Source organism: Synechococcales cyanobacterium T60_A2020_003 (assembly GCA_015272205.1).
GTDB lineage: Bacteria > Cyanobacteriota > Cyanobacteriia > RECH01 > RECH01 > JACYMB01.
This window is the reverse complement of record JACYMB010000315.1, coordinates 1-4,240: the sequence shown is the minus strand read 5'-3', so window position 1 is coordinate 4,240 and position 4,240 is coordinate 1. Positions and strand designations below refer to the sequence as shown.

The window sequence follows — 4,240 nt, the reverse complement described above, 5'->3', positions numbered from 1 at the left end:
CCCCAGGAACCTATCTATAGATTCCAAGCGATCGCCCACAATCATCATTTACTCATCACAGGTTTGTACTCTCCCTCTCCGGCAGCCCAGGCAGGACTCCAAATTGGCGATCGCATCTTAACGATTAACGACGATAGCTACACCTATCTGGATGACGAACAAAGTTGCTCACTCATTCATTCCCCCGTGGGCGATCGCTATCCGGAATCCATGACGATGACCGTTGAGCGAGATGGAAAATTGCTGACCTACACCCTTCATCCCCAAATAACTGCACCCGACAGTTGAACGCCCAAGACTTAAAACACAGTTCCATCACTATCAATCTGAATCGGTGGTAAGCCTCCGCGCTTCGCCTGAGCTAGCCTCCGTCCGGCTGTCCATGTCCCCCCTTCTAGCACTTTGACTAGGGGAAGCTGAGTTTCATCCTGTCCGAGTTGGGCGCGAAGAGCCGCCGCAATCCGATCGAGCAAGACCACCGTTAACGCCCGCCATTCCACAATGACCTCAGAACTAGGCAAATGGCGATCGCCCAACACGCCATCATGCTTCGGTTGGAGTAGACCCATATCGACACACAGCCCCCCGTTGCGATACTCCGCCAGTCCGGTCAACTGATCCAGATCCGTGATCGTCAGTCCTAGATCCTGCAACGGTTCCAAAAGAGAGTAGGTGAGCCATTGCGAGAGCTTGTGCAAGGGAACCAGTTGGGAACCAATCCCCGTATCTGGGAGGCTGGAATGCGGCCACACATCGCCAAGATTGACACCTGCGATCGCTACCCGTCCCGGCCAGATCGAGCCAAAACCCTCCATCACTGCCCGAAACACCGTAGTCGCGGCTAGTTTGCCATCCGTTGCTTGCGTCACTAGATAATCGACCAGATTTCCTGGACGGGGGAGGGTTCCAGGAAATAGCCCAGGATTTTGAGCGATCGCCCGTCCCAGTTGGTTAAGCAACTGCACCCGTCCCCCAACGCCAACTAGAGGGTTCCTATCTGACACCTGAAAGCCTTGACACAGCTCCTCCTGACTAAACGCACGGAGTCCTGAAGCATCCGCCTGAAACGGGGAAGCCATCTGACTGGAAAATGCGCCCGCTTGGAATAGGTATAGACTGGCGATCGCCAATCCCTCCGAGCGTTGCCACATCTGCTGTGTACCCGGTTCACAAAACTGCCACTGTGCGCCCGCCCCCGCATCCAGAAGCACACTGGTCACGGCTAAATCTACTTGGGAACGCGCCCGCTCAATGGGTGATGCACCAGCGAGTCCGGCATAGAAGGTTTGGAGGCGATCGCTCCCATCGCCCTCAAAGTGTCGCCACCGACTGTGAAACGGTACGTCTAAATCCGGATACTGATCGCGGATCACCTCTAAGACGTAGGCCGCTGTAGCGTCCAGTTTTTCCAAATCACACCGGAAATGGGTCAGCTTATCCGCGCAGGCGAGATCAAATAGCACTGTACAGCGATCGCGAATCGCCTGGGGAGATTGGAGATAGGCGATCGCCGTAGCAGCATCCCATTCAGAACCGGAAGACATCATCATGTATTGCCTTAGTTAATACGCTGAACTGTAAAGACTACCGAGTTCCATAGAGGCGATCGCCCGCATCCCCTAGCCCCGGCACAATATAGCCATGCTCATCCAACCGCTCATCCACAGCAGCCGTGTAGATGGGTACGTCGGGATGCTCGGCATGAAATCGTTCAATGCCCTCTGGTGCAGCCAGCAAACACACAAACTTAATCGAAAGAGGGTTCGTTTCCCGGAGCCGATCCACAGCGGCGATCGCCGAATTCCCCGTCGCCAACATCGGATCAACCACCAACATATCGCGATGTTCAATATCGGCGGGCATTTTGAAGTAGTATTCCACCACTTGCAGCGTTTTCGGCTCGCGGTATAGGCCGATGTGACCGACTTTAGCCGTCGGAATCAGTTCCAGCATTCCATCGAGAAGTCCCTGACCTGCCCGCATGATCGAAATAATCACCATTTTCTTATCTGCCGCCAGCATCGGAGCCTGAGTCACGGCTAAGGGCGTTTGCACAGTCTCATATTTCAACGGCAAATCGCGAGTGACTTCGTAGGTGAGCATCATCGCAATTTCTTTTAGCAGCTTCCGAAACTCCTGGGTGTGGGTTTCCGCCTGCCGCATGAGGGTGAGCTTATGCTGAACCAACGGATGATCAATGACAACAACGGTTCCAGCCATTTAGTTTCCTTGAGCCTCTGGACAAAGTTTAGGGTGGATATGTTAGCCATCGCAGCTAACTACCAATGTAGTAGCAGATATCGCAAATCCCGACTAGAGGTAGACTGCTGTACGGTGCCCTTTTGCAGCCAGAACTCTATACCCAAACGACCGATATCCTCCCAAATACCGGGAAAGCTCCGCATTCAAAATCAACCCAAATCAGTCAATCTGTGCCAACCTGAACAGATCCAGCGGCTTAAATCATGGTACGAAACACTGCATCCTTGAGACTCATGCCTTGATTGACCTGTTGAATGGCGCTAAGAGCGATCGCCTTAAAATCCCCAACAGTTCAGCGAACGGTCTAAAATACAGTACCACTCCTACACCCTGGTGCATGCCAACTATGGTCAGCAATCCCCGCAAACCCAAACACATCATTCTCACCTCCCACACCAACGGCGCAACGGATACCGTGATTCCGATCCAGTGGGGTGCTGCAGATCCGCAAGAGCGAGGCCCCATCATCGGTTCGCCTCGTAGCCACAACCACCGCAACGTGATTGGCACCTTTGCAGGTTCCTACGGAGTGTACCGAGCCTTAGCCGTTGCCACAGGTGTGCTTGACCCCGCCCACAAAGCCGATTTAACCAACACCGCACCCGTTGTGGACTTAGGCCCCCATCCCAGTTGGTCTGATCCGGACAAAATCGTGTCCCTCGATCCCTTTGGGGCGATCGTCGGTGACGTGTTTGCCCATTACGACTCACCGGAGTACGACATCCTACCCACGATCGCCATCACCAAAGCCCACATCAATATCCCCGAACTGAAAGCCGAAATTGATCAGGGACGGCTCCACACCGACGGCACCATCCTCAAAGAAGACGGTAATCTCGTGGTCACCAAAGCCGCGATCGATCCGGTCTGGCACTTGCCCGGAATTGCCAAACGGCTCCAGGTCGATGAGTGGGATTTGCGGCGCGTCCTGTTCCAGCAAACGGGCGGCATGTTTCCTGAACTCGTCACTCGTCCCGATCTGCACGTCTTCTTACCTCCTATCGGTGGGACCACCGTCTACATCATTGGTGATCCCGCAAAAATTACCGATCCCAATGCGCCACTGGCCTTACGGGTCCATGACGAGTGCAACGGTTCGGATGTGTTTGGCTCTGATATTTGTACCTGTCGGCCGTACCTCGTCCACGGCATCGAGGTGTGTATCCAGACCGCTCAGGAAGGCGGCGTTGGCATCATTGTTTACTGTCGCAAAGAAGGCCGCGCCCTAGGCGAAGTCACTAAATTTTTGGTCTACAACGCTCGTAAACGTCAGGAAGGGGGCGATCGCGCCGATGCCTATTTCCTGCGAACCGAGTGTGTGGCAGGCGTTCAAGATATGCGGTTCCAAGAACTAATGCCCGATGTGCTGCATTGGTTGGGCATTACTAAAATTGATCGCTTGGTGTCCATGAGCCAAATGAAGTACAACGCCATTACTCAGTCTGGTATTGAAGTGGTGCAGCGTATTCCGCTTCCGCCAGAGCTCATTCCAGCCGATGCCAGCGTGGAAATTGAGGCGAAGAAAGCGTCGGGATACTATTCGGAAAACGGCGTTCTGAGCGAAGAAGAATTGTCTAAGATTCAAGGACGAATATTTTAGGAAACGCTCAATATAGCGATTCTATTCAAATTGTGAACAGGCAAGGGGCTTAAGCCCCTTGTCCAGCAGATTCAGGTTTCATAAATGATCTAGGGCTGCCATATTTGACCCCCAATTTTTTTCTAAACATTTTATGCGCTTTTGCAATATTTATTCATATTTGACCGTATTTTTAGTAAACTTTCCGGATTTATCAAAAATAGTGTGATACTGATCGTCTAGGGAACTGAGTCGAGATCGTCTTATATATCGTAGTGATCACAGGGCGATCGCTCTCGAATCAAACTTTAGGAAAACCTTCTTTAGCTTTTAGACGGGAAGCCCCGCGATGTACCTGAAAGGTCAGCGTCGGGATGAGAGGCGCGTGAGTTGAGGTAC

At 52.7% G+C, this 4,240-nt stretch carries 4 protein-coding genes; 2 read left to right on the top strand and 2 right to left on the bottom strand.

Annotated elements, in window-relative coordinates; all coding sequences use genetic code 11:
* The coding region (locus IGR76_15590) for a PDZ domain-containing protein (protein ID MBF2079896.1) at positions 1-288 on the top strand (288 nt) is incomplete at its 5' end.
* An 11-nt stretch (positions 289-299) separates the two neighbouring features.
* On the opposite strand, the gene IGR76_15585 is transcribed toward IGR76_15590, so the two are convergent.
* Positions 300-1,544 (bottom strand): URC4/urg3 family protein, encoded by a 1,245-nt coding sequence (locus IGR76_15585; GenBank protein MBF2079895.1) that lies wholly within the window; start codon positions 1,542-1,544, stop codon positions 300-302.
* Between the two features lie 40 nt (positions 1,545-1,584).
* A complete protein-coding gene (upp, locus tag IGR76_15580) occupies positions 1,585-2,220 on the bottom strand; it encodes a uracil phosphoribosyltransferase (protein MBF2079894.1) in 636 nt (211 codons plus the stop codon).
* Positions 2,221-2,608: 388 nt separating this feature from the next.
* Between upp and IGR76_15575 the strand changes: the two genes are divergently transcribed.
* Complete coding sequence (locus IGR76_15575; GenBank protein ID MBF2079893.1) at positions 2,609-3,862, top strand: GTP cyclohydrolase II; 1,254 nt, start codon at positions 2,609-2,611, stop codon at positions 3,860-3,862.
* Positions 3,863-4,240 lie beyond the last annotated feature (378 nt).